The following is a 2,265-nucleotide window of genomic DNA, read 5'->3' as shown; positions in this document are numbered from 1 at the left end:
CTATACTAAAATTGACTATTTCTGCTCCAGAATTCATTGTTTTGCTTTCGGGATTAGCACCAAGGCGCCCGATTAACGTCACTTTATTTAGCATATTTGTAGCCCCATTAGATTAGCAATTTATACATGAAAAATCTTAGCATAATTTGCATATTTATTCAATTATTTCAAAAGGATATTATTGTTTTTTAACATATAAAATTATGTTTACGGTGTATAAAATAAGGGGATCAAGGTATTCTATTCTGCAAGCACCGTTTTTTTTCTACTTTCTCCATGAGTTCCTTGCACTTTGTCAGATCTTGTTGTGAAAGAGACTTAAACATTCTAACAAACGTGTTAGAAATTTCATGGTTAAGTGGGTCAGAAGAGTTCATTGTAAAATTCTTACGACAAATATTTGCTTCTCTTCTCAAGATAGAAGCCGTTTCTTCATCTAAAGCATATTTCTCAATGATCTTTTCTTCCATGTCAGCAGGTATAGGCTTTTTGCCAATTTCTACAGAAGATAAAAATGCTATAGATACGCCTAATTTATTAGCCATATCTAATAAACGTTCTGTCCGATCAATACGAATTTTACGTAAGGTTTTGCCAAATGGTGTAAGCATGTGATTAAAGCTCCTATTAATGAAATCTGCAATTAAGCTGCTTTGAGAAGCGAGCCTATATTCTTTTCTAAAAATTGAGGTACTTTGATTTTAGGTGAAAAAATCATCAATTTGGTAGCTTGCCTTTTCTCTTGTAGAGAATATTGTAAGCTAAATTCTATTGAGAGATATTGCCTATACAAAAATTTAATTTCTTCAACGTTGTCATAAGTAATTAGCCAAGGCGCTGTCACATGTTGGGAGATGACATTCTCTAAATTATTATGATCATTAGCTTTGTAAAACGAAGTGTAAAGCCCTTTTCCTTTTTTAAAATAAGGAGGGTCCATATAAAAAAAGGTGTTTTCATCAGTTCCATAACGCAGCAAAAATTCCCGTGCATTTAAACGAGTTAAATGTATTTTATCTTTTTGTTCACTTATGCGAAGAATGCGTTCAATTATATTCTCTTTGTTAAATCGGCAATCTATTTTATAGGCACCGCTTTGTCCTTTCCCTCCAATTGGTCCAGCATTTTTAATAATTCCAGATCTATTTGTGCGATTCAAAAAGAGTGCTGCAAATCCTGCGCTAAGCACATCTGCACTTGCAGGAGAAATTTCTTTTTGTATGTACCATTCTTCTAAGTTAATGGTCGTTGTATTGATTTTTTCTATTAATTCTTCTGTCTTGTGCAAAACGCAATACCAAAAGCTCCAAATGAACAGATCAATATCGTTAATGTGAATATCTTTAACATCACCATTAAAAAGAAGCTTTAGAGCAAGTCCGCACCCGCCAGCAAATGGCTCTCTGTAGGAACAGCCATTTAATGCATTTTTCTCAAATATTTCTTTGATTTTTCCATACAGTGCAGCCTTACCGCCTGGATATCTCAATGGTGAGCAGACATGAGTCATTGTTACGCGCCTTTTTCAATGATTTTTTGATGTTTTTGTTGATTTCATCTATGAACGTTGAGAAGAGACAACGCCATTTAATCTGAACAGTTTTATAAAATCGGAAATTTTACTTTTGGTTTTTAACTGAGCACTGTAGTGTGTAAATAGATATGTTTATTAAACTGCGTGTACGTAACATAAGGAAAAATACACAGACTAAAAAAGAATACCAAAGAGCAATATCTGAGTACCAAAGTACAGTATCCAATGGAAAAGAAAGCTTATACTCCACGTACTTAGAAAAAATAGGCAAAGAAACAGTTTCCTTATAACTATTTGGAAAAATTAAAACGACAAGTGCTAAACTTATTAGCTTTAAAAGTCTGTGCATATACTGTTGTAAATCACGTGTTAATGTCTTCCAACCTGTTGTATTGCCGCGTTTGTATTTTGGATTGTTCTGCAACTCAAAAGGAATATGAGAATTGCATAAAATTACAAAAATATTTGTTATTATTATCAAACCAAAAGATGCAAATATCAAAATACTTTGAATAAAGTAGGGATTTTTTTTAATTCCTAAAAAACATAAAAATATAAAAGTTATAATACCAAACAAGGCTCTTAGCTGTTTATCTGTAAACATATTTATTTCCTGCGGTTTTCGATAATTTTTTGATCTCTTTATTGATCTCGTCTATAAGAGGTTCGTAATTGAGAACGCTTTTCGGAATATTCCCACCGTAAACCCAAGCTTTTACTTGCGCTTTGGT

At 32.7% G+C, this 2,265-nt stretch carries 4 protein-coding genes; all 4 read right to left on the bottom strand.

The window, feature by feature from the left end:
- The coding region (locus ACFIJK_RS09050) for a single-stranded DNA-binding protein (protein WP_375627562.1) at positions 1-94 on the bottom strand (94 nt) is incomplete at its 3' end.
- A gap of 136 nt (positions 95-230) precedes the next feature.
- Entirely contained in the window at positions 231-611 is a 381-nt protein-coding gene (locus ACFIJK_RS09045) for a helix-turn-helix transcriptional regulator (RefSeq protein WP_015856258.1), read from the bottom strand.
- A 32-nt stretch (positions 612-643) separates the two neighbouring features.
- Complete coding sequence (locus ACFIJK_RS09040; protein ID WP_375627561.1) at positions 644-1,510, bottom strand: DNA adenine methylase; 867 nt, start codon at positions 1,508-1,510, stop codon at positions 644-646.
- 109 nt (positions 1,511-1,619) lie between these two features.
- Positions 1,620-2,138, bottom strand: coding sequence for a hypothetical protein (locus tag ACFIJK_RS09035; RefSeq protein WP_375627560.1), 519 nt, complete (start codon positions 2,136-2,138; stop codon positions 1,620-1,622).
- Positions 2,139-2,265: the final 127 nt, after the last annotated feature.

The organism is Bartonella sp. PS17NMGDW (genome assembly GCF_042193555.1).
Classification (GTDB): Bacteria; Pseudomonadota; Alphaproteobacteria; order Rhizobiales; family Rhizobiaceae; genus Bartonella; species Bartonella grahamii.
Note: the sequence above shows the minus strand (reverse complement) of the source record. Positions and strands in the feature narration are given on the sequence as shown.

Coding starts and splice junctions, on each gene's coding strand:
- ACFIJK_RS09045 (WP_015856258.1), bottom strand. CDS start 611: ATGCTTACACCATTTGGCAAAACCTTACGTAAAATTCGTATTGATCGG.
- ACFIJK_RS09040 (WP_375627561.1), bottom strand. CDS start 1,510: ATGACTCATGTCTGCTCACCATTGAGATATCCAGGCGGTAAGGCTGCA.
- ACFIJK_RS09035 (WP_375627560.1), bottom strand. CDS start 2,138: ATGTTTACAGATAAACAGCTAAGAGCCTTGTTTGGTATTATAACTTTT.